This is a genomic window from Nocardia otitidiscaviarum NBRC 14405, from assembly GCF_000308635.1.
Classification (GTDB): Bacteria; Actinomycetota; Actinomycetes; order Mycobacteriales; family Mycobacteriaceae; genus Nocardia; species Nocardia otitidiscaviarum.
In genome coordinates this window covers 39,009-64,944 of the sequence record NZ_BAGD01000279.1, presented here as the reverse complement: position 1 = coordinate 64,944, position 25,936 = coordinate 39,009, and the positions used below count along the sequence as shown (strand labels likewise).

Here is a 25,936-nt window from a genome sequence, read left to right as displayed (position 1 = left end):
CCGGTCCTCTCGGCTGCGGGGTCGGTCAGAGATCGGCGGCGAACTCGGTTTCGAGTGCGCGCACGATCTCGGCGAGCGCGTCGGCGGCGTCGTCGAAGGTCTGCGCGTAGTCGCGGGCACGCTGCGGGCTCACCGATGCGGTGAGAGCCGACGTGCCTCGCTGCCTCCACTCGGCGGCCGACCGGCTGTAGATGCGGATCTGTTCGTTCAGCTCGGCCCGGATACCGGCGGCCGCCCGGCCGCCCCGATACGGCCACAAGGTGGCGGCCACCATGAGAGCTTTCACGGCCAGATCAGCGGCGGGCTCGAGATATCCGCCGGGGGCGGGCTGCTGCGCGGTTGCCATGCGGTCGAGCCACCGCAGCGTATCCAGATCGGTGAACGTGGCGGTGGGCGATTCCGCGCACAGCGCGGTGCGCACGCTCGCGGCGGCCTTACTCGGTGTAAGCACAGGTGATCCTTTCGATGCGGATTCGCGGGACGCGTCGGGGGCTCGGGCTTCCGTTTTCGCTCTCCCCCTGACACAATCCACTGTACCAACTGTACGAACTGTACTCACCTCAAACGGGAGTGATCTATGTCACATTTGAGCAAGTATCCGCAGGTCACAAGCATTTCCGAGGGCCGTTGCACTGCTTTGCGCACAATCCGCACAGTGCGTACTGTTCAAGGCGTGCGAGCCGTGGATACGCAGACCCTGCGCAATGAGAAGTGGGGCGAAGTCATTGCCGAGGCGACCGACGACGGCGAGGCGTTCGCGATCACGAAGAGAGGTCGCGCCGAAGCGGTGCTGATGTCGGTCAAGACCTGGCGGTTCGGGTGCACAGCGGTCGACGTGCCCGAAGAGGCTCGCGCCACGGTAGGGCTCAACGCGCTGCGCAGCCGCTTCCGCGAGTATCGAGAGCGGGCCCGCGGCGGCGAGCACATCCTCATCGAGCCTTACGGCCAGGACGTGACGCTCGTGCTCGCGCCGTATACGTGGACACGCGAGGCTCTGCCCAGCCTCGGGGACCCCGTCACCGACTAGCCGCGCAGCTCCGCCGGCGCCGACCGGAGCACCACCGCGTGGAGCCGCGAATAGTATCCATATGGATACTTTCATCGGCACCTGTGACCTGCTTCGATAGGGGAGTGGGCTCAGTGTGTCGTCGTGCCCATGTCTCTGCGGGCCCGGTGCAGCTGGGTGTGATGTTCGTGAGCGTGCTCGACCGCGGCCGCGACCACGGACCTCGGAGCGCGGCGGCGCCAGCGCTCGATCGCCATCCGGGCCACCGTTCCCGCTGGCACGACATACACCTTGGCCGGCAGGCCACGCTGGGCGAGCTGGTCGACGACGTGCACGTACCGGGACACGGCCTGGCGGCCGCCGGGGTAGAGCTCGCGGGCCTCGGCGCGGGCTGCGTCGGCGAGCTCCTGGTGGATCGTGCGGGCCCGGAGTAGCAGGGCGTCGAGCTGGTCGGCGAAGTTCTCGGGCAGGTAGAACGATGCGGGGCGCGATTGGGGGAAGCGCTCGCTCAGCCGTTCTTCCTTGTGCGCGAGCCGGATTCGAGTGGCGTATCGCGCTACGTCCAGCGGATCCGGATCGGTCTCGAGGAAAGCGACGACGGCGGCCGCGATGCAGTCCGAACTTGAGGCTGGTGGTCGACCATCGGGTGTTCGCCAGGTCGTGGGCTCGGTCAGCGCTTGCCGCCAAGCGCTGACCAGCTCGAGATGCACGCCCGTGAGCCTGCCCGTTGAGTAATGCCTCTTACTGGCCGCTTTCGCCGATGGGGCCGTTTCCGCTGCGCCCGCGGCGGCCGCGAGCTCCACGCTATCCACATGGATACCTTAGGCAGACGGTCCGACTCCAACTCGTCCGAAAAATATTTGTAGATGCGCATGTCGAAATATATTGATGTATCTCGACGCAAGGCCCAGCGAACCGAGCGGGGGAGCTCCTTATGGGCTCAGGCTGCTCCGGCTGGATGATCGGGGCAGATCAGAGCACCGCCGGGGAGGGAGCGCCATCCGTGGTCCGCGAGCCATGCGATAACTGCGGCCGGGACGGCACCGGTAGCTCGCAGTTCCGCGGCGAGAGTGTAGGCCAGCAGGGGCCCGCTGTCGTCGCATCGTAGACAGGACACAGCGGCGGTCTCACCGGGAGACGGTTGGCAGTGCTCGCAGTGCAGGACTTCGGAGACCTCGCCGGGGAGTCGGGGATCCGGATGCAGCCAACTGACCTTGAGATCCTCTCGGAGTCGCCCAAGGTCGGACATCGTCGCGGGAGTGTGGCCGCAGCTGGGGCAGAAGCGGGCCGCGCGGCGCAGTACTTCGGCGCGCCGGTCCATTCGCCACAGGTACCCGGTTGCATTCGGTACCGTCGGTCCCTCGTGCTGCCAACGTGTCGCGGCGTCGTCGCGTGAATTCACGCGAGGCACAGCCTGTTCCACACCGCTCGCATCGGCGGCTTGTTCGCCCACAGTGGGGATGAGCAGTGGCTGCGGCGGTGCACTATCCATATGGATACTTCGGGGCTCCGTCGGATTCCGTTCCGAGGGGCGCGCGCGGCTCCCGGACTGACGAACACGGGCTCCGACGCGCTTCGCGTGCTGCTGCATCGACTGCCGGCTGCGCTTACCCAGCGCGGTGCCCAGTTCCTCCCATGTCCACCCGCGGGCGATCACCTGTTGGATGAGGTCGGATTCGGCACGGTCGACGGCTTCGCGGTGAGCGGCAATCAGCTGCAACGCCTTCACAGCGGCGGCAGCCGACTGCCGGTCCTCGCGCGACTCAAGGTGAGTTCGTACGGCCTCGATGCAATCCCACAGGGAGGCATCATCTCGCCGGGATTCGGGGATGTAGTCCCGCAGGTCGTCCGGCAACTGGGCTTGCTCGTCCGCTTCGAGCTCCATGGCTGTCAACCTAATCGTTGACACAGGGGTTGGTCAACGGCTTTGTTGACGTCAGGGGCGGTCGTATTCTCCGGCGGCGGTGCTGACTACGAAGCTGGCCCACGCTTCGGGGTGGAAGCGAAGTACAGGCCCGTGTCCGTGTTGCTTGGTATCGCGGACACCGATGGTGCCGTCGGCATAGAAACCGACCTCGACGCAGTTTCCAGACCCATTGGAGTAGCTGGACTTGCGCCAGTCGGCATCGGTGGTCATTTCGCGTTCATCTCCTTCACTGCTTTCGAAATCATCGCCCGGGAGTCTTCGGAACTCAGGGCGGCTCTGGCGATGCCGTCGAATGCGCGCTCGTAGCGCGCGACGACGTCGGCCTGGTCGATGCACAGCGCGCCGGTCCAGCCTTCGACGTACACGGTGGTGGCCTCAGCGAATTGGGCGTCGGCGCTGTTGGGGAAGTCCAGTAGCACGTGCGAACCCGCGGTGACACCGGTGTGCATGCCGATATGGAACGGAACGATTCGGATAGTGACATTGGGTAGCTCTGAGACCTCGAGCAGTCGTTCGAGCTGGGCCAGCATGATGGCGGGGCTTCCGATGGGCCTGTGCAGGATCGCCTCGTCGAGTACGACATGCCAGCGCTGAGGGGAGTCTTCGCGGGTCAGCAGCGATTGCCGGGTAAGCCGCAGCTGGACGCGGCGCTCGATCTCGTCTGCGGTGTCCTCGGGGTGGTCGGTACGGATGAGGGTTCGGGCGTAATCCGCCGTTTGGAAGATGCCGGGGATTAGCCCACTCTCGTACCAGCGAAAGCGATCCGCGGCGGGTTCGAGGCCGATGTAGACGTCAAACCCCTCGGGGATGACGTCGCTGTAGGCGTGCCACCAGGACCGATTCTTGGCGGCGCGGGCAAGTGCACCGAGACGGTCGGCCTGGTCAGGCCGCCTGTAGATGTTGCACATGTTCTCGACATCCATGGCGCGGACCCCGTTCTGGCCCTTTTCGATCCGCGACAGTTTGGACACCGACCACTCCATGAGTTCGGCGGCCTGCTCCTGGGTCATCGGCACAGCTTCACGCAGCTCTCGCAGCCTGCGCGATAGCTGTCGGCGCGCCACTGTCGCATCCGTTGTACCGGCCATTCGCTTACCTCCCCGAGGGTTCAGCCGAAGCCTACCAGTCATTTTGACTGGTAGGTCACTGACTGTTTGCAGACTGCGGGCAGTCAAGGTGCCTATCAGATATTCTGAGAATTCAATTTTGACGGGTTGCAGTTTGATGGTATGTCGTGTTTGACTTGGATCACAGGTCCGGCCCGCTCCCACGGAGTGGTCGGTTTACCGACGGGATTGCGAAATGCCAACGGACAGTGACGAATTCAGTTCCGACGATCGGGTCACGCCGTCTGCTCACAACACGGTTCCTGCGGCGATCACTCACGCGTGCATGCGGTATCGCTCGCTGCTCCAGCTACCCGTGACCCATAGTCCCTGCGGCCGGCACGTCGTATTGAGATCGGGGGCCGTCAGTGGCCTTGTCGTCCCGCGTTCTCTCGCCTCACTGATCATCACCGGTCTGAACGATCGTCACCTGCTCGGGCCGGTGATCGCCGACCGGCGATCACGTCGGGCCACGTTCCTGACCGGCCCGCCCGGAGCGGATGTCCTCAACGACTTCGCTCCGCTGCTGCGGTTGAACGCATGGGTCGCCGATTTGATCGTCCTGCCACCACCAGACGGTGGCCAGGGCGCCGATCGCCGATGGCTTGTGGAGCCTCGTGGCGGCTCGCTGCCCCCTCACTCCGCGGTGGTCGACATCGCGACCAATGTGGCGCATCTAGATCGCCCCGGACCCGCGCAGTAGGCGTGCCGTGGCTGGGACCTGCCAGGTTTCGAACATCGAAAGGGGTCGGCATGGAGTCGGGTCGAATGGCCCTCGGGTACCTGCGGTTGGACCTGGTGGCCGATCGTCGCGCGGATGTCGAGCGGCTGATGCAGGACGCTGCCACGCGGGACGGGGTCGGCACGGTGCATTTCTTCCGTGAACGCGCCAGCGAATCGGAAGAGCTGAGATCTCTGCTCCGTGAACTCAGAGCAGCGGGAGGCAGCCACGTCTACGTACCGACCACGGCGCATCTCGATGGCCATCCGCTGCCGAGACGGACTCTTCTGTACCGGCTGTGGGAGATGAAGGCGCAGGTCTGGTACCTGGATCCGGCCGAGAATTCTCTGGTCTCCCGCGGGCGCGCTGGCAGGGGGCTGTCACCATTGCCGACTGGCTCGGAGGTGGTCAGCTTCCGCTGCACAGCCACGATCTCGGCGCACGGGGTGGTGCAGTTACGGGTCCATGAGGTGCTGACACGGGTGGGACTGCGCGCCATGGTCGAGCCCGTGGAGTCGGTGGTCTTGGCTGTCGTCGATGAGGCCATCGAGGCGCAGAGGACCGACACACCGATCTACACGCAGCTCGCCCCGGAGCCAGCCGAGCTCACAGTCCGGCTGTCCCTGTGGCCGGCCGAGCTGATGGTGGAGATCCACGAAGCGCGCACCACGGACGCAGCGGTGCCCGCGGTGCTGGAGGAGCTGGGCCGCGCCGATCGCGTACGCGTGGATGGGGGGATGCTGACTCGCTGCTCGATGGGGTTGCCAACCGCTCTCGGCACAGCCGTTCTGACCGGCGCGACCGAGTTGCGGCCGCACCAGGCAGCGCGAAGGTGAACGGGGGCGGTCATGGCAGATGTACACCACGACATCGACCCGATGACCGTGCTCGACGACCTCGCTACCGGATGCCCGTCGGGCCGTGCGATTCTGCCGGACTGGCATGAGCTGTATGCCGCCTTCTGCGGGCATATCGGCGACACTGCGGATGCGCACCCGGTGACTCGCTGCGCGCGGGCGCTCGCCGAGCTGCGTGCACGGGTCCAACCCGATTCGTCGTCGCAGCACTATGAGGCGGCACGGCTGGCTTTCATTCGCGCCGTCGACGACTGGGCTCAGGCGCAGGCTCCATTTATGGCTGGTTGCGATGATTCCCCTGGCGCCGCGGTCGACCGCATGGCGGCCGCTCACTTGGAAGCCGTGGCGCTTCTGCGGAACGATGGTGATGAGCAGACCGTGCACGCCGCATGGCACGCGTTGGGCACGCGGGCCAACGAATGGACAGACTTGGTCAACGAAGTCGTTTACGGACAACGGCGCAATGCACAGGGGCCAATGGCCATGAGATCCGGCCCGTTCGATAGCGATCAGAAGTAGTTCTGCTCTCATGACCTGTCGGTGCGGGCACGCTCGCTCAGCCGCTGGTGGTGGATATTCATTGGATTCGCGCCAGCAAGCCCCCTCTGGGTTGATAGATTCTCAAGCTGACCGCTGATCCAATCGCGTTCAGCTGGGCCCGACCCGAGTCATCAGTCTGCCGACGGAAGGCACCGAACAGGACATGGGTGTGAGTGAATGACCGTCGACGGCAACGCCACCCATATCAGCGCCGGGCCGGATTCACCAGGTTTGCATCAGCCGGGGCGTACGCGGTCATATGATCCGAGACGCGGTATCCATGGCCATCTCGACCGCCTTGTAGCGCCCGGTCCGCTTGTCGTCACTGCTGTCGGTCACTACGACAACAGCCGCTCGGGGTTCGCGTACGTAGCATCGAATGGTCAGTGGGGGTGCAGCAGCTCAAACCCCTCTGGTACCGCCACTAGCCCCGCGGCACGTGAGGCTATCGCCGATCTGCGCGCGGTTAGGTTGGCGTTGAAGAATGTACCGGAAGAAGATCCCACGCTGTTCTACGTGGGGGCCACGGGCTTGGAGTTCCTGACCGACTGGCAGGAGGGCCACATCGTGGTACCCACGCGGATACGACATCTCCACCCGCAGCGGAAGGCATTCGTTCGCGCCGGCGTTGGTGAGCCTCGCGCTGAAGGTGCGGGCACGGGCCTCGGAACTCACCTTCCAGTCGGTGGAGACTCAGGTGTCTGGGCATCGTGAGTTCTTGGACGCGCTGGCCCTCGTCGGGCATGCAGCTACAGACCGGCGCAGGTTTCGGCGAGAGAATCAAGTCATCGACCTCGCGCACGCGAGGTACTCGATTCCCATCCACTGAACTCGTGGGATCCAGGGCATGAGGACGATCCTGGGGTGATTGTCGGTCGGGCCCAGTACCCCAGAGGGACAGCAGCGCCAAGGACTGGGACTCGCTTCACTACTCGCGGCAGGGTCACTTCATACCCTATATAGATGCCAAGCTAGGTGTCCTATGTAGGCTCGGAGCGTGGATGGCGTGAGGATCACCCCAACCGTGGCCAGTGTGCTACGCGAATTCCTCGAAGACCCGAGCAGAAGCCGATACGGGTTCGAGCTAATGAAATGCTGCGAGATCCCCAGTGGCTCACTGTATCCCATTTTGGCTCGACTCGAACGCGCCGCATGGATCATCGGACAGTCTGAGAGCATCGACCCGGTGAAAGAGGGCCGGCCGCCGCGCAAGCACTACAGGCTTACCGAGACCGGCACGGTTGCGGCGCGCGCCGCTCTCGCGAACTTCAGCGCCCATCTCGATAAGCTCAGTGCACGCCTGCGCCTCCCGGTAACCGATTGATAAATTCGTCCGACCTGGAGCCGGGAGGCACTGTTGCCAGTGCGGGGCGGCGGCCGCGGCGCTGGCTGGGAGATCTCGGTTAGTCGGCGGCGATGTTCAAGCGCGGCATGACCATCTGTAGGCGTGGCCTGACAGGTTCCTCGGTGGGCCGGGGACGCGCGGCCGTCCGAATGGCCTTGCTCGGCGCGGTTTCGGCGACGGTCAGTTTCCCGGAAGTCGGTTTCGGTGTGGGCGCTGGCTTCGGGGTGGGCTTCGCGGGGGCTGTACGGGCCGTGGGCGAGTTCGCCGCCACCGGTGCGGGGTTCGGGGTGGGTGCGGGTGCGCTGGCGCGGTTCGGCACAGCGGGGACAGCTGGGCGAGCGGGGAGCATGGCGGGGGATGCCGGGACCACAGCGGAGACGGGTGCGGCCGGGGTTGCGGTCGGTGCGAGACGGGCAGCTGTCGACGCCGCGATCACCGCGACGTCGGCGACCAGGATCGCCCCGTCGATGATGCAGGGCACCAACCATGCGAGATCCCTTGGTACACCGCACATCGCACCGAATTCCTCGAGTCCGGCGAACGAAAGCCGGAACGCGGCCAGCGCCAGGGCGGCCGCGCCGACCATGGCCAGGCCCAAGGCGGCGTAGATCAGATGCGATCCGCGGGTGACGTGAGCCAGCCGCAATAGCCGAGCGATGAGTTCGGTGACACCGAGCAGCGAGAGCGGGGCGAGCACGCCGAAGGCGGCCGCGCCCAGCGGTGAGACCGGGGCGCCGGCGGATTGAGCGAGACCGGCGTGTACGCCGTTGGCTGCCACCGAGACCAGCGCCCAGAAACCGAGCAGCACCCACCCGCACTGTCGAACAGCGGTGACGGCGTGTGCGAATTCCTCGGACCCAGCAGGCGCGGCCGGTGGCCTGGATGGGGCGGCGACCGGCGAGGCAGGGCGGGTGAGCACAGCAATCACTACAGGTTCTCCAGACGAGAGGGTGCGTGCGGGTATGGCAGTGAAGGACGCGGGGTCAGAGCTTCAGCAGGGCGAGGAAGTCAGCCATGGGCAGGTCGACCCCTGCGTGCTCGGCGGCCTTCTCGATCTCGCCCATGATCTGATAGGCCGACAGGCCCGCCTTGCGCATCTCGACCGCTGTGTCCGCGAGTGCCTCGACACGCTCGTTCGCACGCTTGGTGGCCTGCGCGGCTGAGTATGCATCATTGGAGAGCAGCTTCAGCTTCTGCTTGGCGTCCAGGACCGCCGTCGTCTGCCGTGGCGCAGCGGCGGCCTTCACTGCTTTGGCGGGTGTTGCCTTGCGGCTACGTTTGGCCGGTTCCTGGGGAACGGTGGCGGCAGCCCCCTCGCCGTCGAACACTTCGGCCTCGTCGCTCTCCTCGTAGTCTGGCTCGGGAGCGGACACCTGCGGCTCGCGCACGGCCGTCAACTGCGGCGCGGCCTCTTCCTGCGCGTGTGTGGCGCGAGGGGGGCGCTCGGGAATCGTGTCGGCAGGGTGGCCGCCAGCGGGTATGCGGTCAGGACGGGGGCTCATGCTGCATCCCTTTCGATCAGTCCGAGTTCGGCGGCGAGGCTGTCGTACACATCGCGGTAGTAGATGGTCTTGCTGCCTGGGTAGTCGTGGACAGGCGTCTGCGCTCCGTGGGCGTCGGCGCGGGTCACGTAGGAGTTGATCACTGTCGGCGAGACCAGATCGCCGAATGTCTCGCGGATCTCGTTGGCGCGGAAGGCATACTCGCCGCCGACCTGCATCTTGTTGATGACGATCCGCGCCCATTCCAGATTGGGATTCGCACGCTGCTTGATCTTGTCGACCGTCTTTTGCAGCTGCCGCATACCTTTCACCGAATCCACTTCCGGTGCAGCGACACCCAAGATCTCGCGGGCAGCAACCAGCGGGATGAACAGTCCGCTGCCCAGCGTGGGCGGACAGTCGAAGAAGATCGCGACGTACTCCGAGAGATCTACGTCTTCGAACGCGATGTCGAGGTTGTAGGCAACGTCCATGCCGCCGGACTCGAGGACACCAGCGAGGTGGGTCGTCGCGGGGATGAGATCGACACCGTCCCATTTCGTCGGCATGATCGCTTCGGCAGCGGATCCGGGCTTGCCCTCCCGGATGAGGTCAGCGACGGTCATGGTGTCATCGTGTTCGACGTCGACGCCGAGACCGTTGGTGGCGTTGCACTGCGGATCGCAGTCGACGACAAGCACCTTCCGCTTCCGTAGACCAGGGTTCGCCTTGAGTAGCAAGCGGATGTAGACGAGGATCGCGCTGACAAGCCCTAGCACGGTAGCGGTCTTGCCTACGCCGCCTTTCTGGTTCGCTATCGCAATCCTGCGAGTCATCCCGACCTCTCCTACTTCTGTTCGCGAATCGGTGTAATCGACTGGCAGCATAGAGCTTCGGGATACCAACCACCTAGCAACCGGATCGGCGTGTCGACGTTCGGTTCGCCGAGTCTGCTGTCCGGCTTTGAAGCTGACCGTGGACCTGATCTTGTTTTCTACCTACCGGCAGAAGATCCACTCCACCTATTGACTACTGGACCAGCATGATAGATAATCGCGCGCCCGGACGGGCGTCCGTGCGCGCGCCCGAGCGTCCGCAGGACTCAACTTCCGGAAGATCGGATGATCGGCGAAACGCCATGGCAGGTGATTGATCGTTAGGCCGTTTTACCGAATAGTTGAATGTATGGACTTTCTGATGGACTGTCGAATAGCATCAATACCGACAGTTCAGCCGTTCGGTTTTAAGTCCGTCTTGTCTGCATTCCTGGCTACCAGGGTTCCGATCGGCAATTCAGATAGATTGCTTGTCAAGTTGACAATCGGTCTGCCGCTAGATCGTTCTTGCTGCCTGTCTCATTGACTATCTACCGGAGTATCGGCATTACATTCGATCGACAGTCTTCACGGCAGACAGAATTGCCAGTACTTCGTTCTCTAAGGGGGGAGGGGTGGTCTGATGAAGGTGGGGTGCGATAGAGACGGCGGGCCGAATTGAGGTCGCAACCGTTGTGTGGTTCGGGCCTCCGCGCGTCGGGGGCGCTGGCTACAGTCGGGCGGTGACGGCCTCCCTACGGCTACGACCACGGCGGCCGCCGCGAGGTGACCGTGGACCTGATGCTGCCCAACCGCCTGCACGTGGAGATGTCGCCACATCAGGCGCGTCGGCTGGCGTGGGTATTGCGGGTGGCGGCCGCGGCGGGACGGCGGGTGTCCTGGTCGATGGCCGTCGCGGGTCCGCGTGCGGGTGAGCGGGTGCGGGTGAGGACCGAGCCGGGCGTGGTGACCGTGCTCGTGCAGGGGGACGCGGCCGATCTGGTGGCGGCCGAAGCGCGGGACGTCGAGGCCCGGTTGCGGGACGCGACCAAGCTCGTACGCGAGCCGGTCCGAGGCGCGACGGCCGCCGATGAGTGGCGATTGGTGCTCGATCTGCCGTAGCGACAGGAACACTCGGCACGCACCGATGCCGCGCGCAACGCGCGCATCGACTCCTACGCCACATCCTGCGTGTGCTCGCCGGTATCTGGCTGTGACCAACTACCAAGCACGAATGGGCGGTCTGGATACCGGCAGTCCTGACCCGCCCGGCCCGGGGGCAGTGGCGCGCCCGGTGGGTCGATACCGTTCAGCGGGTAGCGCTTCGCCCAATCGCGCCCCACAGCCCGTTCTACCTACCCGAGAACTTCGCCGACCAGCTCGACGGCCTGCTACTCCGGGGCCCGCACGTGGGGGGGTAGCGGGGGAACAAAGGGACGACGTTCCCCCAACAGGGCTGGAGAGCTCTCTCCGCCCAAACCTTCGCGGGGCCCCGCCGCGATACGCGCACGCCGCCGCCCAACAGCACTGAAGCCTGCACCGGGGATGAGCCCCCCCCTCAATGTGCCTCACTTTGGGGGTCGATCGGCGCACCCCCGCGAGCCCCCCCCGGATCGGGACTATGTATGTCACGTGACGATGAAGGGTTAGGAGGGGGGCCCATCGCCTGCCGCTTCCTGAGCTATCTGGCGAGGCTTCACCCGCAGCGACCTGGGGCTCGCCACTTCCGCCCGCATGCGATCTGGCGGAATCACCATTTCTCTTGCGAATCCGCCACTTCACCCGGGGGAACTGACCTCGTCCTACCCCCGCGACGGTCGGCTGCCTGACCCGCTTATTTCGTATCGGTTTTCATATCGGATATGAAAATAAATAAAAGATATGAAATTCGGATATAGAATGCTAGAATCGAGGCATGACCAGCGAAAACGGTCCGGCGACGCAGGTGGAGCCGAAGATCTGCAAGTATCCGGGGTGCACGCGGCCCGCCAAGCGCGGCGCGGGCGGGCGGGGAGCACCGAACGAGTACTGCCACGAGCCGGATGTGGTCGGCGGGCCGCCGCACAATGGGGCGAACGCCTGGAAGGCCAGGCAGAAGGCCGCCGATGCCGGTCCGGCACCGGAGATGGCTGCCGATTCCGCGGCGCGGGTGTCGATGGCGCGAGCGTCACTCGAGGTGCAGCTCGAGGACATGCGATCTCAAATCGCGACCATGGGGGCGCGGTTGACCCAGTTCGCAGACACGTTGCAGGTGTCGCGAGACGACGAGGCCCTCGCCGCCGAGCTCCGGCACCGCCAGCAGCAGGCCGAGGCCGACATCGCGGCCGCCAACCTGCGGGCCAATGACGCCGAAGCCGAAGCCCGGACGGCGCGAGCCGATTTGGAGGACGCGAACGAGGCCGCGCGGGAGGCTATCGCCCAGTCAGAGGCGGCAACAGAGCTGGCTCGGTGGCTGGTGGCAGAAGCGCAGTGGCGGGCCGATCAGGCCGCAGCGGCCGCCCGCGCGGCCGAGCAGCGGGTCAGCGAGCACCAGGCGCACGCCGAAGCCGACATCGCTGCGGCGCGGCAGGACGCGGCCGCGCGGGTTGAACGGGCCGAAGCCGAGGCCGCGCAACAGATCCGCGACGTACGAGCCGAGGCGGATGCCCGGATCCAGGACGCAGAGTCCCGGACGGAGGAGGCGGATGCCCGGCGTGCGGATGCTGAGCGGGCCGCCGAGCGCAGCGATCAGGCGCGGCAGGACGCGGCGGAATCGGCCGCCGAGTCGAAACGCACCGCCGAGGCTCTGCGCCTCCAGCTCGATCAGCTCCGCGGCTCGTACGACGTGCAGGTGAGGGGGTTGCACGCCGACATCGCCGAACTGCATCGCGGACATCATGCCGAAATCGCCCGTCTTGCAACCGAACACCGTGAGGACCGGAACCAATTGGAGGCCCAGTACATGAGCGAGCTCCGGCGGGTACGGGAGGAGGCCGAGGCCCGGGTCGCGGCCGCCGAAGAGGCGCTGAGTCAGGTCCGGCGAGCACCAGCGACTCGGGTCCGGGTCGGCGGCCGACGGCGGCCGGCGGTGTAGCTGCGACAAGTTCGTGGTCTCGGTGACCCCGCGTGTTGCGCGCAGCTGGGCGGCGATCAGCGCGGCGCGGGGGTGAGTTGCGCTGGTGATTGGCGGTAGAGGATTCGCAGCATGGCGGCGGATCCCGGTGAAGGGTCGACGGGCAAAGGAGGCGGTACATGGATACCGAAGGTAAGAACGCGGTGGTGGTCGTCAACGTGGTCGGCGGCGTAGCCGACATGTCGGCAGCTGTCGGCGCGTTCGATGGCGGCCGCACGCAGCAGGCATGGGAGGAGTTCTTTGCGCGTATGCCCGACGCGACGGTGCGCGAGGACGAACACGCTCTCGTGTGCACCATCGCCGATCTGGGCTACACGATCATGTACTCGACCACATTTCCAGCCAGCACCAGCGACGACACCACCGAATGGTTGGCCGTAAACGACTTTCCCGAGGGCGCCCTGCTGTGCCGGGCGCTGGACGACCTCCGGCCCGCGGCGCGGGTCAAAGCCACGCATTGCCGGACCATCAGGGATACGCACGGTGGGTTGGCGGGGTTCATCGACGACCATCGCGCAGCGGTCTCGTATCTCCGCAACAGCGGGAATCCGGCCTTCCTGTTCGATTACCTACTGGAGCAGCGGCTCGGTGAGCTGCGGGCACAGCTGGATACGCCGCCGCCCCCCGCGCGAGCACGGAAGTCTCGACGAAGAACGGCGGGGTCAACGCCTGCGTTGACACTCGAGTCCGGGCTTCTCGACCAGCTGCGCGCCGCGACGACTGCCAAGGCCGGTCCCGACGGCTGGGCCAATCTGTCGAACGTGTGCAACTGGATCCGTCAGCGGCACGCAGCCGTGGATGTCACCGGCACCGACTACCCCTCGCTTGGACGGTTCATCTTGGGTTGCGGTGAATTCGAGGTAGATCACCGCGACGGCGGGCCCGACAGGTCCGCCATCCCGTACGTGCGTGTGAAGCCCTGACCCTGCCCGACAGCGGGCATCACCCGCTGTTCTGGGGCGTTGTCGATGATCTCGGCACCGAGCTCGAGCTGGAGCAGGGTGAGTGCGGCCAGGTCATCGCCGCCGCCGTCGTCGTCTGGTGGTCGCACGTCGGGGAAGGCGGCCGCTAGGTAGTCGTCGGTCTCCCGGTTCACCTCCTCGACACTGGTGTAGCCACTGATCTCGCGGGCGTCGTAGTTGGCGGTGACGAGATCCCAGAAGCTCCAGAACTCAGCGCGTTCGCGCTGGTGACGGACGATCCGGTCAGCGCGGCGCTGTTCGGTTCGCGCGCTGAGGTCCGGCACCCGCCGCGGTGAACGCCCGGACCGCGCGATCCATCCGTGACCGAAGTCGACCAGGCCGGCCTGCTGAAGTCGGCGGCTGGCGCGATGCACCGTACTCAGGCTCACGCGGGCGGCCGCCGCCAATTCCTCCGGTGCCACCGTCTCGCCGAATCCGGGCTCGATGGCCTGCAAGACGGTGTACACCCACCAGGACGCAAACCCGAGTTCGGTCCAGATCGCCTCGAGCGGCTCCGGACGCGCCGCCAGGGCCTCCCAGTCCGCCGCTCGCACGATCGTGCCCTCCAAGCGAGGGGAGACCAGGGTATAGCGGTCTCCGCAGTGCGAGCGGGCGTCCCAGCGGGACAGAAACCGGACCGGCGACCCCGGCGTGGACCGCAGTTTGCGCAGGACGGTGCTGACGGCTTCCTCCCCGCACAGACCGGCCGCGACCGACAACCAGCGCTTGCCCACGGCGGCAGAGTCTCCTCCGGTCATCGACAGCGCCGCCGCGAGCGCCGTCACCACGATCAGGGCTGTCCATTGCTGGCGGCCGGGGAACTCCCCGCACAGCAGGACCCACTTGCGGGCGGCAGCGAGCTTCCAGCGTAGATCTCGGAGGTCCCCCAACCCCCCTGTGTGCACTTGGTTGGATTCATGGGCGGGTTGAGACGATTTTTCCGCCTTGCTGCTCATGCGAGTCTTGGCAGCGGCGAAGGCACGCTCCCAATCCCCGCGCAGGCGCCTCACTCGGTCGTTGCGGCACGCGTAGGCGGCCCAGAACGCGGCCCAGTCCGGATCGGTCTTGGTGGCTCGGATATCTGCGAGGCTCCAGCCGCGTGCGGCGTGCTGGTTGAGCACTGACAGCCGCGCATGGCTGGGCGTCCACGGGTCTCCGGCCGGGTCGGTCAGCTCGGGCACCGTGCCGTAGCGCAGGAAGGCCGGAACCCATGGCCGAAGGGCTCTCGCGGTCACCAGATCTGCGGGCAAACGCTCGTCGGCGCCGATACGCTCGACGACCGCAGGCACGACCGGGAACTCGTCGGTGGTCTCGGGTACGTCGAGTTCGCCCTCGTCGGCGAGGAGGGCTCGTAGATGAGCGACGAGCCGGGGCACGGAACGGGTTTTGAACGCAGCGACAGCGTCGGCCACGCTCATCCCGCCGTAGAGGGTGCGGAATCCGCCGCCTTTGCAGCGGGCACCGGGCGGCGTGATGCATCCCTGCTTTTCGCCATCCATCGGCTTGATGTCGAGTGACGGCAGCAGTCGTTGAAGCTGCCGATACAACGGCCGCAACGAGGCACACCGCAGCCTCTCGCCCATAGCGAGAGGGACATACACATGGATGCCGCCGCGCGGACTGCGATCAGCGACCACCTGCCCACCGGCCTGCCGTACCCAGCTGATCAGCTGCGCGGCGTCGCGTTCCACGGCGGCGCGTGCTTCGGCCCATGCGGCCGCAGAGCCGTTCCGCGGCTTGGGGTCGAAATCGAACACGAGCACGCCGGTACGGCCGGTGCCGTCGTAGATGCACACCGCTGCGGGCCGATCGGGCAGATTGCGGGTCGTTAGCCGCTTGGCGTCGTCGTATTTGCCCTTCGCGCCACGATGGGCGGGCGGCACGTACAGCCGCATCCACGCCCGGCCCGCGATGTACACGGTCAAGGCGGCCCACAGGGCACGTGCTGCGGCCTCGTCGGCCGGCTCACCAAGAGCGCCGCTCTCGGTGCTGAGGGTCAGCGTGGATTCGCTGACTGTTTGTGTCAGGGGGGTCACAGGCGTACCGACACGAACCGATCCAGTAGCGCTGGATTTTGGCAGTGCGGTACCATCGACCCTAGGTTCCTTCAGCAAAAGACTTGTCCTTGGTCTATGGGTTGCTGAGGGGCCTTACCAAGATGGGGAGTAGGGTTGCAGCTCTCCCCTGAGGCTTTATTGAGGGCTCTCGCACTTGTCCAAGGCGCGAGGGCCCTCAGCCATTCTTCGGCTGGTTCGGCCCAAGGTCGTTATTCAGTTAGAACCCGCAAACATCTACGGGCTGGGTGGCTCGCGTCCTACATCGCGTCTGCCACCATCTCAGGCGACCGACTTCCGCTTGCGTGAGCTGGCCTTCTTCTCGCCGGTCGACGGCGGCATGGCCGTCTGGTTCTTGTCGTCCGGCACGAGCAGCTCATCGACCGGGGTTCCGCTCTGCTCCGACACCATCAACGTCAGCCACCTACTGCGGTCGCCGCCGGTTTTCTGCGCGGCGAGATCGTCGATCAGTTTGTCGACATTCGGGTGCAGTTTGAAGCCGAACGTTTTGCGCGTGTACGGCAGCTGTTTCTTCCCAGCCATGCCGAACATCCTTGCACGGGCGGGCCATGCAGCGCGCCGCGACACGCTGATGTTGGTTAACCGATTCGCGGCGACATCTCGGTCCCTCCAACGATCCTCGGACCTACCACCTGGCCGACGGCGCGGATACCGGCAGGTCGGTGAGCGGGTGGGGGCGATGAACAGTGCGATGCGGCGGTGTTGCTCTTCACTCGTTGGCGGTGCGCGCGGTAGCTCCGATCGGTAACATCAAGCGGCGCTAGCTAACTGAGCTGAATCGAACGTATCCGGCACGCCGAGGGCAATCGGTCCAGCATCGTGCTTGATCGCGTCGGGCACGGCACGGCACAGAGAGGAATCTGGCCTTGGGTGCGGGTTCCCATCACTGCCCCACCACGTCGGTAGCGACCGTCGTGGAAGAAGCGCTCGACCAGCTCGCTCGCAGTGCCCCCGCAGCTCAAGTTGCCGTGGAGCACACGTCCGTTCCTGCGGTGCCGTCCTTCGTCATCGACGGACATCCCACCGCTTCCCACTCATGCACCCTTCTACGGGAGACCCCCTGTGCAATACATCGTCCACCAACACGACGACGACACTCCGACCCTGGCGGTTGAGCAGCTCGGACCGCGAGTGCCGCTCTACACCCCCGAGTTCGCGGCCGATCCGCATGCCGCGTACCGCGAGATGCGATCACGCTACGGTACTTTGGTTCCGGTCGAGCTCTGGCCCGGAATCTCGGCCACCTTGGTGATCGGGTATCACACCGCGGTCCGCATCCTCAATGACCCTGAGCACTTCTCCGCTGATCCGCGGGCGTGGCAGAAGACCGTGCCGGCGAACCTGCCGATCATGCCCATGATCGAATGGCGGCCGAACGCCCTGCGTACCAACGGCAATACCGCCGACCACCACCGCTACCGCCAGGCGACCAACGATGCGCTGCGCGGGGTCGATCTGCACGGGCTGCGTGCCAATGTGGAGCGGAACGCCGTCGCGATCATCAATAGCTTCTGTGCCGACGGATCTGCGGATCTGTTGGCGCAGTACTGCTTGCCGCTGGTGTTCTCCGTGCTTAACGAGATCATCGGGTGCCCGCCGGAGATCGGCGAGCGGGTCGCGGCCGCCAGTGCGGCTCTGTTCGAGGGTGTTGACACCGCAACGGTCAACAACATGCTCGATTCGGCACTGCTCGAACTCACTCATCTCAAGCGCCGTGAGCCTGGTGACGATATCGCCACGCGGCTGGTCCAGCACCCCTCCCGGTTGACCGATCTCGAGATGATCCACCAGCTCGTCACCTGCTACAGCGCCGGGATCGAGATCCCGCAGAACCTCATCGCCAATAGTCTGCTGCTGATGCTCACCGACGCGCATCGGTTCAGCGCCATCAACGGCTTCCCACCTTCAACGCAGTCGGTGCTCGACGAGATCCTGACCACCGACCCGCCGTTGGCCAACTACTGCCTGACCTACCCGCGCCAGCCGATGCTGGTCGACGGCGTGTGGCTGCCGGTCGACCAGCCGGTGATCACCAGCATGGCGGCCTGCAACAACAGTCCCGAGATCAACACCGGTGAATACGCTGGCAACGGTTGGCATCTGGGGTGGGGGACGGGCCCGCACGCGTGTCCGTCGAACGCTCGCTCGGTGTCGCAGCTGATCGCCCGCGACGCCATCGACCAGTTGCTCGACGCGCTGCCCGAACTCGCGCTCGCCGTCGCGCCGGAGGGCCTCACATGGCGGCCCGGGCCGTTCCACCGCGCACTCGAGGCGCTCCCCGTCACCTTCCCTCCATCCCCTCGGCTGCACATCCGGTGACAACCTCACACCGGCGATAGCCCCCCACACACAACCCGCCTCCCAGTCGGCCCGGAAGCCCACCGGCAAATGGTCCGAAAAGTAACAATTGAACGTGCCGCGCCCCACCATTCGAGCGGCACGGGCAGCATCGCAAGATAGGTGAGTGCCATGACCACGACAGATCTTCCCGTCGACGGAACCTTCGCCGAACCACCGCTGCGGCACACCGATTCCGCTGCCACCGTCGCAGCATTACAGGGGGTGATCTTCGGCGAGCACATCGCGATGCACACCCGGGTCCGTGACATCGTCGCCGGCTTGGCCGACCAGCCCACCTCCGGCCTCACTTTCGCGCAACAAGCAGAACACGCCCCGGCCCTGCTGCGCGCGGTCATCGCGGGGCTGGGCCGTCCGGCCCGCGAGATCGCCGCCGATGCCCAACTGCGCGGGGCGCTGTGTGACTGGGCGCAGATCGCTGCGCCCAGATTGCTGCTCGTCCTCACCGGCCATTTCGACCTGGCGATCGGCGCAATTCTTGCTCTGGGCAACGGATCTCGCTACCAGCAAGAGTGTCTGGCCGAGTTGGACACCGCTGAGGCTCTGGGCGTGTTGATGCTGACCGAACTCGGCGGCACCAACGGCGCCGATCATCAGACCACCGCCACCTGGGAACCGGCCACCGGCGGCTTCCGGCTGACCACCCCGGCCGCCGAGGCCATCAAGTTCATGCCTAATGTTGCCGACGTTCGCGTGCCGAAAACAGTCGTGGTCACCGCACGACTCATCGTTGGCGGGCGAGACGAAGGCGTGCTGCCCTTCCTGCTGAAGCTGCGGACGCGTGAGGGGCTGGCCGAGGGCGTGCGTGTAGTCCGGCTGCCCGACAAGGACTCCGCGCCCATGGACCACGCCTTGATCAAGTTCGACGGGGTATGGCTACCTCGCGAAGCCCTACTAGGCGGGGATTGGGCGCAGATTGACGCCGACGGGAATTTCAGCTGCGATCTACCGCCGCGCAGCCGCTTCCACCGCGCGATCAGCGTTCTCGGCAACGGCCGCCTCGACCTCGCCAATGCTGCTATCGCCAGCGCCCGCGCAGGTTTGGCCGGACTGGTGAACTACAGCCGCCAACGGCGACCCGGCTCCGGCACGCTGATGGCCGACCGCGACGCGGTGCAGCGGGATCTCGCCACCGGGCTCGCCGCGGTGTATGCGACCAGCGTGCTCGGCCGCCGCCTGCGTGATCTGCGCACGGATTCCACCGCCACCGCCGCAGAGCACGCGTTGTGGTCGATGCTCGCCAAACCGCTGCTGTCCAACACCGCCAACGACGTGCTGATGATGTGCCGCGACCGGGCAGCCGCTCAAGGCGCGCTGCGTATCAATCACCTCGTCGACTGGATCGGGAACCTCGCCGCGATCCGGACTGCCGAAGGCGAGAACCAGATCATGCAGGTGACGGCGGGCAAACAGGGCCGCGCTCTGACCGCGCTGCAACTGCCGGGCACACCGACACAGCTGCCCTGGTACGTGGCGATGCTCGCCGATCGTGAGCGTATGATCGCCGCCGCGTTGAGTTCTGGCAGCCACCAGGCAGCGGGCAGCGCTCTCGGTCGCGACTCGGCGGCCATCGAGTTGGCCACTGCGACAGCCGAACGTCTGGCCGCCACCGCCATGGCGACGGCGGCGTTCACCACCGCGGACCCGACCGCCCGCAAGCTCGCCGCTTCGGCGGCCGCGGCTTACGCCCTGGGTCGAATCGAGGCGCACGGAACCTGGTACACCGCCAACCGCCGCCTGACACCGCAGTATGCGGCGGCGATCACCACCGAACTCTCGCGCCACCTGCGCGTGATCGCCGAACAGCTGCCCACGCTGGTAGCCGCGTTCGCGCTCCCCGCGCTGCCTGGCCCGCTGTTCACCGGCGACTACATCCAGACGTGGATGGATCACGTCGGCTGGGACGCCGAGCAATTCGCCGCCGTCAGAACCCGCGCACGCCGCTGAAGGCTGCATCACACGCGATGGAATCAGAACCGTATGGCGTTGCTGCACAACGTCATACGGTCATCGTGCCCAGCTGGCGCAGACTAGTCTGTCCGTATGTGTACCGATCCCGGTCGCCGGTTGCCTGCGGGTTCGCGGCTAAGGCTGCTGCACGGTGAGTTCGATCGGTTGCCCGCAGCGCCGATCGAGCGTATCCGCGCGATACTCGATCTGATCGAGCTGCACACCCAGATCTCGCCGGGCGCGGATCAGCGGATGACTCACCTCGCCGCGCTCGGCGAGCTGGCCGGTGTCCTGCGGCCTGCGGTGTCGGCGCTCGAGAATCGGGTCGCCGCGGACGCTTTCGCGCACGGCGCAACACAGGAGGATCTTGCGCGCGCGGCCGGGCTGACCGATCAAGCCGCGCGCGACCGGTGGGGGGATTTGACGATCTGCCACTGCGTCGTGGTCATTTCGCACCAGGCCCGCGCGCAGGAGACCCAGCAGGATGATCCGCGCGCGGGAATCGGCGAGATGGGCGTCCCCGCACAGTACGACGCGGACCGGGGTGTGTGGCGCGTCGGGGTACATGTGCGCACGTGCGCGCGGCACGCGGTGATCGCGGTGGGCGGCAGCGTGCGGCGCGTGTACGAGATCGACCCGGACGGGTGGGAGCCGAACCCGGGCGGGTGGTCTTTCCGCGCGGTGGGCGAGCGGGCGCTGTCGCCGGTGGAGGTCGACGACCTCTACGCCGATGGCGAGCTGCCCTACCACATCGGGTCGCCGTGCCCCACTACAGCGGGCGGCCCGTATCGGCCGGAGCGATTCTGGCCCGTCCGTGAACGGGCCGCACGATGGTTCGAACCCTGAGCTTCATCGGGCCCGGTCATCCGACGACGGACCCGCCGCTGGCGGCGACCTGGCTATCTGCGACTACCCGCGTGGCTGATCCGTTGCCGCATCGCCTGGTTCGCCAGCGCCGGATTCCCCGATGGGGGCGATGTCAGCCGCACTGCCGGGGGGAATGGACATGATCAGGGCCTCCGCAGCGAAGACGTCGCCTTCGTCGTTCATGAGATGCTCCGCTGCCTCGGCGATCCGGCGGGCGGTCTCGTGTGGCGCAAGTTCGGCGGCGCGGGAGTCGATGGGCTCTGGAGTCATTTCGTAATCCTTTGTTGCTCGTTCACGGTGCCCGAACTGCTCGCCGTGGTGCACGAATCATTCTGCGGCACAGCCCATTATGCCCGCTGCCCTCGTTGATCCGCTCACTCCCATGGGTGTGGTGGTGGTCAGCGGTCGGGGCTGCCAGGTCGTCGAGAGCGTCCTCAGCCATCGGTGGCATCGCCGCTGGCGTGATCAGCGATGGCGAACTGCTCCTCGAGATGCTCGATCAGTACGTCCAGCTGGCCCAGCGCCACGTTAGTGACCTGCCGCCCGCCCGGGACGGCGGCAACCGCGGCTCCGCTGATGTGGTGGGGGGTGGGGCGCTCGCCTGCGCCGGAGAGAGCGAGCACGGGCAGGCGGCACCCACGGAGATCATCGAGGATGCTTGCGCTGGTCTCGCGATGGTCGTCGGCTTCGGCCGACGCGGCGATCGCTGTGGCCGAGGCGATGAGATCGGGCCGCCAGGCCGCCAGCGCCAGCGCGACCAGTCCGCCTAGCCCCTGCCCGACGACGTGCGGTTTGCGCAGGCCCAGACCGTCGATGACGGACATGGCATCGGCAGTCATGCCGGTCAGGGTGATGTCCAGGTGTCCGCGCTTCACCGCGTTCGTTCCCTGACCGCGGTGATCACCGGCGAACACCCGATACCCCCGTGATGCCAGCCCCTCCATGACGGGCTGGAGTGCTCGTAGGCCGATATCCAGTGGGGGACTGAGCAGCACCGGCCGACCATGGGCCGGTCCAACTTCGCTGATGATGAGGGTGGCACCGCGAGGGCAGACGGCGCGGGTCCGCAATGTCATTGAGCTGTCCCTGATTTGCTGGAGAGAAACAATGGCTGAGGGATCCCAGAGTAGTTCGAGTGTGGCTCAGCGTGGCTATTGCGTCACTCCTGCGTCTCAGGACTGTCGGAGCTGCGAGCCGGGGTACCGAACAGTTTTTCGCGCATCTGTTTCGGGCTCATTCCGAAGCGCTCTCGATAGGCTTCCCGGAAAGCGCGGGGGCTCGGAAAACCCTCCTCGAACGCGACTCTGTCCGTGTTGAATGGCAGCGCGGTCCGCACTCGCTGGTGTGCGCGCTCGACGCGGACCTCGCGCAGCATCGTCGTCGGGGGAGGGTATCCGGCGAGCTTGAGACTTGTGAACAGCGTGCGCTCGCCGATGCCCATCATGGCGGCGATGGCCTCCGGGGTCACATCGGGGTCTTTCGCGTGCAATTCGATGAGCCGCCGGGCGCGTTCGGCGAGGTCCGCGTGCGTGCCCAGCTTGGTACCGGGGTCTGGGTTGAGGACTCCCTTGAGGATCGCGAGCGTGCTGTTGTAGGCGACGCTCCAATCGGCTGCTGTCCAGCCCTGGGCCTCGCCGAGCAGACGGGCCTGTCCCTGAAGTGCTTGCACCAGCGGGCGATTCTCGTTCAGAGCAAGTGGTGCGGACTCAGCGCATTGTGTATCGACCGCGTCTTTGCCGACGGTGAGGATCAGTGCGGTGACCTCGTCGTCCTGAGTCATGAACAGGGGGCGGTGCCACCGGAAGAAGCCGACTTTGCCGGGGTAGAAGAACTCCCGGGAGTCTCCCTGCTCGAATGTGAAGTGCCCGCTCAAGGGGATGAGAAGCCGATAGCTGCGGTCATCGTCATCGGCGCGGATATTGCGGGCAGAACGCCGATAGTCGAGCGGGGCTGTGCTGAATTTGACCATCTGCATGGGACCTAGCCATTGAGCGAAAGCCCTCGACCGGAACTCCCCAGGGAACGTCAACCCGACCGATCCCTGTTTGTCCTTGAGGTACTGGTCCCAGGACCCCGCAGGGTCCTGGTCATCGGAGGTGAATTCTTCGGATCGAAATTCCACATCGCTCATAGGAACGCCCCGTCCACTCACTGAAGCAAGCCGCAAGCTGGGCACAACAGTACAAGGTGGTGCAAAGGCGTGTGCCGTGTGCGACCCCCGTCGGTCGCACACGGCACTGCGCGTACTGCTGGTTACCGGCCGAGTACCACCGGAAGGTGGAGGTGCCCGTTGGAGATGAAGCCCGGCGTCGTGCCGGGATCCTCTCCAGCGGCGAGAGCCATGTTCGGGAATCGCGCGAAGATCGCGGGAATGGCGACTTGCGCCTCCAATCGCGCTAAGGGTGCGCCCAGACAATGGTGGGCACCGTAGCCGAAGGCGAGGTGCTTGTCGGCGGTCGCGCGGGTCGGGTCGAACTCGTCGGCGGTCTCGCCGTGGACCTGGGGGTCTCGGCTGGCCCCGGCGTAGCAGACGAGGATCGGGTCGCCCGCGGCAATCGTCACGCCGCCGAGCTCAAGGTCGGTGACCGCGTAACGCAGCGGGACGTGCGCGGCGGGTGACTCGACCCGCAGCGCCTCCTCGATCACGATCCCCCAGTCGAGTCGACCCTCGATCGCGGCGGCGCGGTGATCGGGATGGGTCAGCAGTAGGTGGATCGTGTGGTCGAGCAGGCTCACCGTCGTCTCGTGCCCGGCGTTGACCGTCAGGTAGAGCGTTCCGACTGCTTCGTCCACGGTGAAATCGGTGTCCGGATCGTCGACCGCTCCGATGAGCATGCTGGTCATATCCTCGCCGGGATGCTCGCGGCGATACGCGACCAGGTCTTGCAGCAGGCCGATCATCCTCGTGTGGGTGGCCACGGCCTGCTCTTGGGTCACGCCGGTGTCGAAAACGCTGTCCACACAGGCGCGCAGAGGCGCACTGAGATCGTCAGGGACGCCGAGCAATTCGCCGATCACGCGGATAGGCAGCGGGTAGGCGAACTCTTCGCGCAGATCCACAACGCGACCTGCTGGGGCGGTCTCCAGGGTCGCGAGCAGCTCCTTGACGATCTGCTCGATGCGCGGCCGCAGCTGCGCGGTGCGGCCATGCGTGAACGCGGCTGCCACGACCTTTCGCAGCCGTCGGTGATCGGAACCGTGTGCGGTGAACATGCTGTAGGTGTTGACCCAGTTCGCCAGCGGCCAGTTCTCGGGGATGTCGCCGTTCCGGAACGCTGGCCAGTGCTCCCGAGGGTTCTTGGACACTGCGGGGCTGGCCAGGACGTTCCGGAGAATGTCGGCATCGGTGATCGACCATGCGCGCACGCCGCCCGGCAGCTCGACCAGGGTCACTGGCCCTCGCTCTCGGATGCGGGCGATTTCGCCCTGGATGTCGGTGCCCGCGGGATCGAGGACGAGGGGGGTGGTGTGGGTGTCCATCGAATGACTCCTGTCTGAACTACGGGATGGGTGAGCTGGGCGGGAAGGTGACGGGGAGCGCCTCGAGCGCGCGGTGGAACGGTCCCGGCTGCCAGGTGAGCTCCTCCAGCGGAACGGCGAGGGCGAGATCGGGCAGCGCGTCTAGGAGCTGGTCGATGGCCTCCTGGGCGATCATGTAGCCCATCGAGCGTGCCGGGCAGGCGTGCGGACCGAGGCTGAACGCCAAGTGCGCGCGATTACCAGTGACCTGCTCAGCGCCGGACCTGATCGCGGGATCGTTGTTGCAGGCCGCCATGCTGATCACCACGGGCTGATGCGCCGGCAGCCAGACGTCGTCGACGAGCACCGGTTGGCGCGGATAGGTAATGCAGTAGTTGGCCATCGGTGGGTCGTTGAACAGCACCTCGTCGATCGCGTCGCGAGTGGATAGGGTGCCGCTGAGCAGCTCGCCACCGAACCGATTGGCGGTCAACATCAGCAGCAGCGTGGTCGCGATGAGGTGCTGTGGTGGACTGATTCCGGCGGCGTACAGCAGTACCAGCTGGTGCAGGACTTCGTTGTCATCCAGCGCGACTGGATGCTGGATGAGCCAGCTCGTGACATCGGCGCCGGGGGTCGCACGTTTGGCCGCAATGAGATCCAGCAGCGCAGCACCGAGGATCTGGTTGCCTTCCGTAGCGTCGGCGTCGGCGGCGAACATCGCCGCAAGCCCCGTCGCCGCCCGCTCGCTGATCTCCGGGGAGCACCCGAGGACGGCATTGAGCGTCCCGAAGACCACGGGAAACGCGTACTGCCGCACCACATCCGCAGAACCGTGGGCGCAGAAACCATTGATCTGCTCGACCGCGATCTTCTCGACAACCCCCCGCAGGGCGTGAAGGTCGATCCGATCGAGAGCGGCGGTTGCCGCCGAGCGGTAGCGTCGATGCTCATCGCCAGCGCTGCGGATCGGGTTGGGCCGCCATCCCATCATCGGCAGCACGGGACAATCACCGGGGACGCTCTGCTGCCATCGGCGAGGGTCGGCGGGGAAATGATCCGGATCGTTGAGGATGCGGACCGCGGTGTGATACCCGATCACCAAGGTGGCCGCGACGCCAGGTGCCAACTCGACGGGCGCCAGCGCACCGTACCGCTCCCGCATGTCCTCATACACAAGGTGCGGATCGGCCGCGAAATCCTCTAACCAGAGCAGAACGCGCGGGCCGTGGAAGCTGGGTGCCACATCGAACCGAACGTCTCCATCAGTAATCAACGCGTTTCCTCACTGGTCGGCGCGACCGATCCGCATCTGTCGACGTTAGAGATCGGCGCTGCTGGCGCACGAGCGTTTC

26 protein-coding genes are annotated in these 25,936 nt (G+C 66.0%); 11 read left to right on the top strand and 15 right to left on the bottom strand.

Features of this window, described 5'->3' with window-relative positions; all coding sequences use genetic code 11:
* Positions 1–25: 25 nt before the first annotated feature.
* Positions 26–451 carry a hypothetical protein gene (locus ON31_RS32565; protein ID WP_147287254.1) on the bottom strand — a complete coding sequence of 142 codons (426 nt, stop codon included), beginning with the start codon at positions 449–451 and terminating at the stop codon, positions 26–28.
* 231 nt (positions 452–682) lie between these two features.
* Here ON31_RS32565 and ON31_RS32560 point away from each other — a divergent pair, with 231 nt between their 5' ends.
* Complete coding sequence (locus ON31_RS32560; RefSeq protein WP_039819045.1) at positions 683–1,027, top strand: type II toxin-antitoxin system prevent-host-death family antitoxin; 345 nt, start codon at positions 683–685, stop codon at positions 1,025–1,027.
* 110 nt (positions 1,028–1,137) lie between these two features.
* Here the strand turns inward: ON31_RS32560 and ON31_RS32555 are convergent, their stop codons facing one another.
* The 4 genes from ON31_RS32555 to ON31_RS32540 all read right to left on the bottom strand — a co-directional run bounded on the left by ON31_RS32555 (position 1,138) and on the right by ON31_RS32540 (position 4,021).
* The gene (locus ON31_RS32555; protein WP_039819044.1) at positions 1,138–1,716 is read right to left on the bottom strand and encodes a hypothetical protein; all 579 of its coding nucleotides are present in this window, start codon (positions 1,714–1,716) and stop codon (positions 1,138–1,140) included.
* 230 nt (positions 1,717–1,946) lie between these two features.
* A complete protein-coding gene (locus tag ON31_RS35110) occupies positions 1,947–2,891 on the bottom strand; it encodes a hypothetical protein (RefSeq protein ID WP_051038214.1) in 945 nt (314 codons plus the stop codon).
* A 51-nt stretch (positions 2,892–2,942) separates the two neighbouring features.
* Positions 2,943–3,143, bottom strand: a complete 201-nt coding sequence (locus tag ON31_RS32545; RefSeq protein WP_039819042.1) for a DUF397 domain-containing protein — start codon at positions 3,141–3,143, stop codon at positions 2,943–2,945.
* Positions 3,140–4,021 (bottom strand): helix-turn-helix domain-containing protein, encoded by an 882-nt coding sequence (locus tag ON31_RS32540; RefSeq protein ID WP_039819041.1) that lies wholly within the window; start codon positions 4,019–4,021, stop codon positions 3,140–3,142. Before ON31_RS32540 ends, ON31_RS32545 begins: the two co-directional genes overlap by 4 nt.
* Before the next feature lie 214 nt (positions 4,022–4,235).
* Here ON31_RS32540 and ON31_RS37150 point away from each other — a divergent pair, with 214 nt between their 5' ends.
* The 4 genes from ON31_RS37150 to ON31_RS36095 all read left to right on the top strand — a co-directional run bounded on the left by ON31_RS37150 (position 4,236) and on the right by ON31_RS36095 (position 7,481).
* The gene (locus ON31_RS37150) at positions 4,236–4,742 is read left to right on the top strand and encodes a hypothetical protein (protein WP_147287255.1); all 507 of its coding nucleotides are present in this window, start codon (positions 4,236–4,238) and stop codon (positions 4,740–4,742) included.
* 65 nt (positions 4,743–4,807) lie between these two features.
* Positions 4,808–5,596: a hypothetical protein gene (locus ON31_RS32530; RefSeq protein ID WP_039819038.1), complete on the top strand. Its 789-nt coding sequence runs from the start codon at positions 4,808–4,810 to the stop codon at positions 5,594–5,596.
* A gap of 12 nt (positions 5,597–5,608) precedes the next feature.
* Complete coding sequence (locus ON31_RS32525; RefSeq protein WP_147287256.1) at positions 5,609–6,136, top strand: hypothetical protein; 528 nt, start codon at positions 5,609–5,611, stop codon at positions 6,134–6,136.
* A 1,018-nt stretch (positions 6,137–7,154) separates the two neighbouring features.
* On the top strand, positions 7,155–7,481 hold the full coding sequence (locus ON31_RS36095) for a PadR family transcriptional regulator (RefSeq protein ID WP_115061716.1): 327 nt from the start codon (positions 7,155–7,157) through the stop codon (positions 7,479–7,481).
* Between the two features lie 79 nt (positions 7,482–7,560).
* Here ON31_RS36095 and ON31_RS38430 read toward each other — a convergent pair whose 3' ends face one another.
* The 3 genes from ON31_RS38430 to ON31_RS32505 form a co-directional block, all read right to left on the bottom strand.
* Positions 7,561–8,310 carry a DUF2637 domain-containing protein gene (locus ON31_RS38430; RefSeq protein WP_051038213.1) on the bottom strand — a complete coding sequence of 250 codons (750 nt, stop codon included), beginning with the start codon at positions 8,308–8,310 and terminating at the stop codon, positions 7,561–7,563.
* A gap of 175 nt (positions 8,311–8,485) precedes the next feature.
* A complete protein-coding gene (locus ON31_RS32510) occupies positions 8,486–9,004 on the bottom strand; it encodes a hypothetical protein (protein WP_039819035.1) in 519 nt (172 codons plus the stop codon).
* Positions 9,001–9,819: a ParA family protein gene (locus ON31_RS32505; RefSeq protein ID WP_039819033.1), complete on the bottom strand. Its 819-nt coding sequence runs from the start codon at positions 9,817–9,819 to the stop codon at positions 9,001–9,003. Before ON31_RS32505 ends, ON31_RS32510 begins: the two co-directional genes overlap by 4 nt.
* A 765-nt stretch (positions 9,820–10,584) precedes the next feature.
* Between ON31_RS32505 and ON31_RS32500 the strand changes: the two genes are divergently transcribed.
* The 3 genes from ON31_RS32500 to ON31_RS35100 all read left to right on the top strand — a co-directional run bounded on the left by ON31_RS32500 (position 10,585) and on the right by ON31_RS35100 (position 13,833).
* Complete coding sequence (locus ON31_RS32500; protein ID WP_039819032.1) at positions 10,585–10,920, top strand: hypothetical protein; 336 nt, start codon at positions 10,585–10,587, stop codon at positions 10,918–10,920.
* 793 nt (positions 10,921–11,713) lie between these two features.
* Positions 11,714–12,871, top strand: a complete 1,158-nt coding sequence (locus ON31_RS32495) for a coiled-coil domain-containing protein (RefSeq protein WP_039819031.1) — start codon at positions 11,714–11,716, stop codon at positions 12,869–12,871.
* Positions 12,872–13,029: 158 nt separating this feature from the next.
* Positions 13,030–13,833, top strand: coding sequence for an OST-HTH/LOTUS domain-containing protein (locus ON31_RS35100; RefSeq protein WP_051038211.1), 804 nt, complete (start codon positions 13,030–13,032; stop codon positions 13,831–13,833).
* On the opposite strand, the gene ON31_RS32485 is transcribed toward ON31_RS35100, so the two are convergent.
* Positions 13,776–15,908, bottom strand: coding sequence for a hypothetical protein (locus tag ON31_RS32485; protein WP_039819030.1), 2,133 nt, complete (start codon positions 15,906–15,908; stop codon positions 13,776–13,778). The two genes, ON31_RS35100 and ON31_RS32485, sit on opposite strands and share 58 nt — an antisense overlap.
* Before the next feature lie 300 nt (positions 15,909–16,208).
* Positions 16,209–16,478 carry a hypothetical protein gene (locus tag ON31_RS32480; protein WP_039819028.1) on the bottom strand — a complete coding sequence of 90 codons (270 nt, stop codon included), beginning with the start codon at positions 16,476–16,478 and terminating at the stop codon, positions 16,209–16,211.
* 414 nt (positions 16,479–16,892) lie between these two features.
* Here ON31_RS32480 and ON31_RS32475 point away from each other — a divergent pair, with 414 nt between their 5' ends.
* The 3 genes from ON31_RS32475 to ON31_RS32465 all read left to right on the top strand — a co-directional run bounded on the left by ON31_RS32475 (position 16,893) and on the right by ON31_RS32465 (position 21,101).
* Positions 16,893–18,266, top strand: a complete 1,374-nt coding sequence (locus ON31_RS32475) for a cytochrome P450 family protein (RefSeq protein ID WP_306306438.1) — start codon at positions 16,893–16,895, stop codon at positions 18,264–18,266.
* A gap of 243 nt (positions 18,267–18,509) precedes the next feature.
* Positions 18,510–20,252, top strand: coding sequence for an acyl-CoA dehydrogenase family protein (locus ON31_RS32470; protein ID WP_169335061.1), 1,743 nt, complete (start codon positions 18,510–18,512; stop codon positions 20,250–20,252).
* Between the two features lie 96 nt (positions 20,253–20,348).
* Positions 20,349–21,101: a hypothetical protein gene (locus tag ON31_RS32465; protein WP_147287257.1), complete on the top strand. Its 753-nt coding sequence runs from the start codon at positions 20,349–20,351 to the stop codon at positions 21,099–21,101.
* A 63-nt stretch (positions 21,102–21,164) separates the two neighbouring features.
* Here the strand turns inward: ON31_RS32465 and ON31_RS32460 are convergent, their stop codons facing one another.
* The 5 genes from ON31_RS32460 to ON31_RS32440 form a co-directional block, all read right to left on the bottom strand.
* The gene (locus ON31_RS32460; RefSeq protein ID WP_039819024.1) at positions 21,165–21,392 is read right to left on the bottom strand and encodes a hypothetical protein; all 228 of its coding nucleotides are present in this window, start codon (positions 21,390–21,392) and stop codon (positions 21,165–21,167) included.
* A 164-nt stretch (positions 21,393–21,556) separates the two neighbouring features.
* The gene (locus ON31_RS35095; RefSeq protein ID WP_051038209.1) at positions 21,557–22,066 is read right to left on the bottom strand and encodes an alpha/beta hydrolase; all 510 of its coding nucleotides are present in this window, start codon (positions 22,064–22,066) and stop codon (positions 21,557–21,559) included.
* Between the two features lie 215 nt (positions 22,067–22,281).
* Positions 22,282–23,253, bottom strand: coding sequence for a helix-turn-helix domain-containing protein (locus tag ON31_RS32450; RefSeq protein ID WP_039819023.1), 972 nt, complete (start codon positions 23,251–23,253; stop codon positions 22,282–22,284).
* A 122-nt stretch (positions 23,254–23,375) separates the two neighbouring features.
* Complete coding sequence (locus ON31_RS32445) at positions 23,376–24,602, bottom strand: cytochrome P450 family protein (RefSeq protein WP_039819022.1); 1,227 nt, start codon at positions 24,600–24,602, stop codon at positions 23,376–23,378.
* A gap of 19 nt (positions 24,603–24,621) precedes the next feature.
* On the bottom strand, positions 24,622–25,827 hold the full coding sequence (locus ON31_RS32440; protein ID WP_085996527.1) for a cytochrome P450 family protein: 1,206 nt from the start codon (positions 25,825–25,827) through the stop codon (positions 24,622–24,624).
* Positions 25,828–25,936 lie beyond the last annotated feature (109 nt).

Coding starts and splice junctions, on each gene's coding strand:
- ON31_RS35110 (WP_051038214.1), bottom strand. CDS start 2,891: ATGGAGCTCGAAGCGGACGAGCAAGCCCAGTTGCCGGACGACCTGCGG.
- ON31_RS32545 (WP_039819042.1), bottom strand. CDS start 3,143: ATGACCACCGATGCCGACTGGCGCAAGTCCAGCTACTCCAATGGGTCT.
- ON31_RS32540 (WP_039819041.1), bottom strand. CDS start 4,021: ATGGCCGGTACAACGGATGCGACAGTGGCGCGCCGACAGCTATCGCGC.
- ON31_RS37150 (WP_147287255.1), top strand. CDS start 4,236: ATGCCAACGGACAGTGACGAATTCAGTTCCGACGATCGGGTCACGCCG.
- ON31_RS32530 (WP_039819038.1), top strand. CDS start 4,808: ATGGCCCTCGGGTACCTGCGGTTGGACCTGGTGGCCGATCGTCGCGCG.
- ON31_RS32525 (WP_147287256.1), top strand. CDS start 5,609: ATGGCAGATGTACACCACGACATCGACCCGATGACCGTGCTCGACGAC.
- ON31_RS32510 (WP_039819035.1), bottom strand. CDS start 9,004: ATGAGCCCCCGTCCTGACCGCATACCCGCTGGCGGCCACCCTGCCGAC.
- ON31_RS32505 (WP_039819033.1), bottom strand. CDS start 9,819: ATGACTCGCAGGATTGCGATAGCGAACCAGAAAGGCGGCGTAGGCAAG.
- ON31_RS32495 (WP_039819031.1), top strand. CDS start 11,714: ATGACCAGCGAAAACGGTCCGGCGACGCAGGTGGAGCCGAAGATCTGC.
- ON31_RS35100 (WP_051038211.1), top strand. CDS start 13,030: ATGGATACCGAAGGTAAGAACGCGGTGGTGGTCGTCAACGTGGTCGGC.
- ON31_RS32480 (WP_039819028.1), bottom strand. CDS start 16,478: ATGTTCGGCATGGCTGGGAAGAAACAGCTGCCGTACACGCGCAAAACG.
- ON31_RS32465 (WP_147287257.1), top strand. CDS start 20,349: ATGTGTACCGATCCCGGTCGCCGGTTGCCTGCGGGTTCGCGGCTAAGG.
- ON31_RS32460 (WP_039819024.1), bottom strand. CDS start 21,392: ATGACTCCAGAGCCCATCGACTCCCGCGCCGCCGAACTTGCGCCACAC.
- ON31_RS35095 (WP_051038209.1), bottom strand. CDS start 22,066: ATGGAGGGGCTGGCATCACGGGGGTATCGGGTGTTCGCCGGTGATCAC.
- ON31_RS32450 (WP_039819023.1), bottom strand. CDS start 23,253: ATGAGCGATGTGGAATTTCGATCCGAAGAATTCACCTCCGATGACCAG.
- ON31_RS32445 (WP_039819022.1), bottom strand. CDS start 24,602: ATGGACACCCACACCACCCCCCTCGTCCTCGATCCCGCGGGCACCGAC.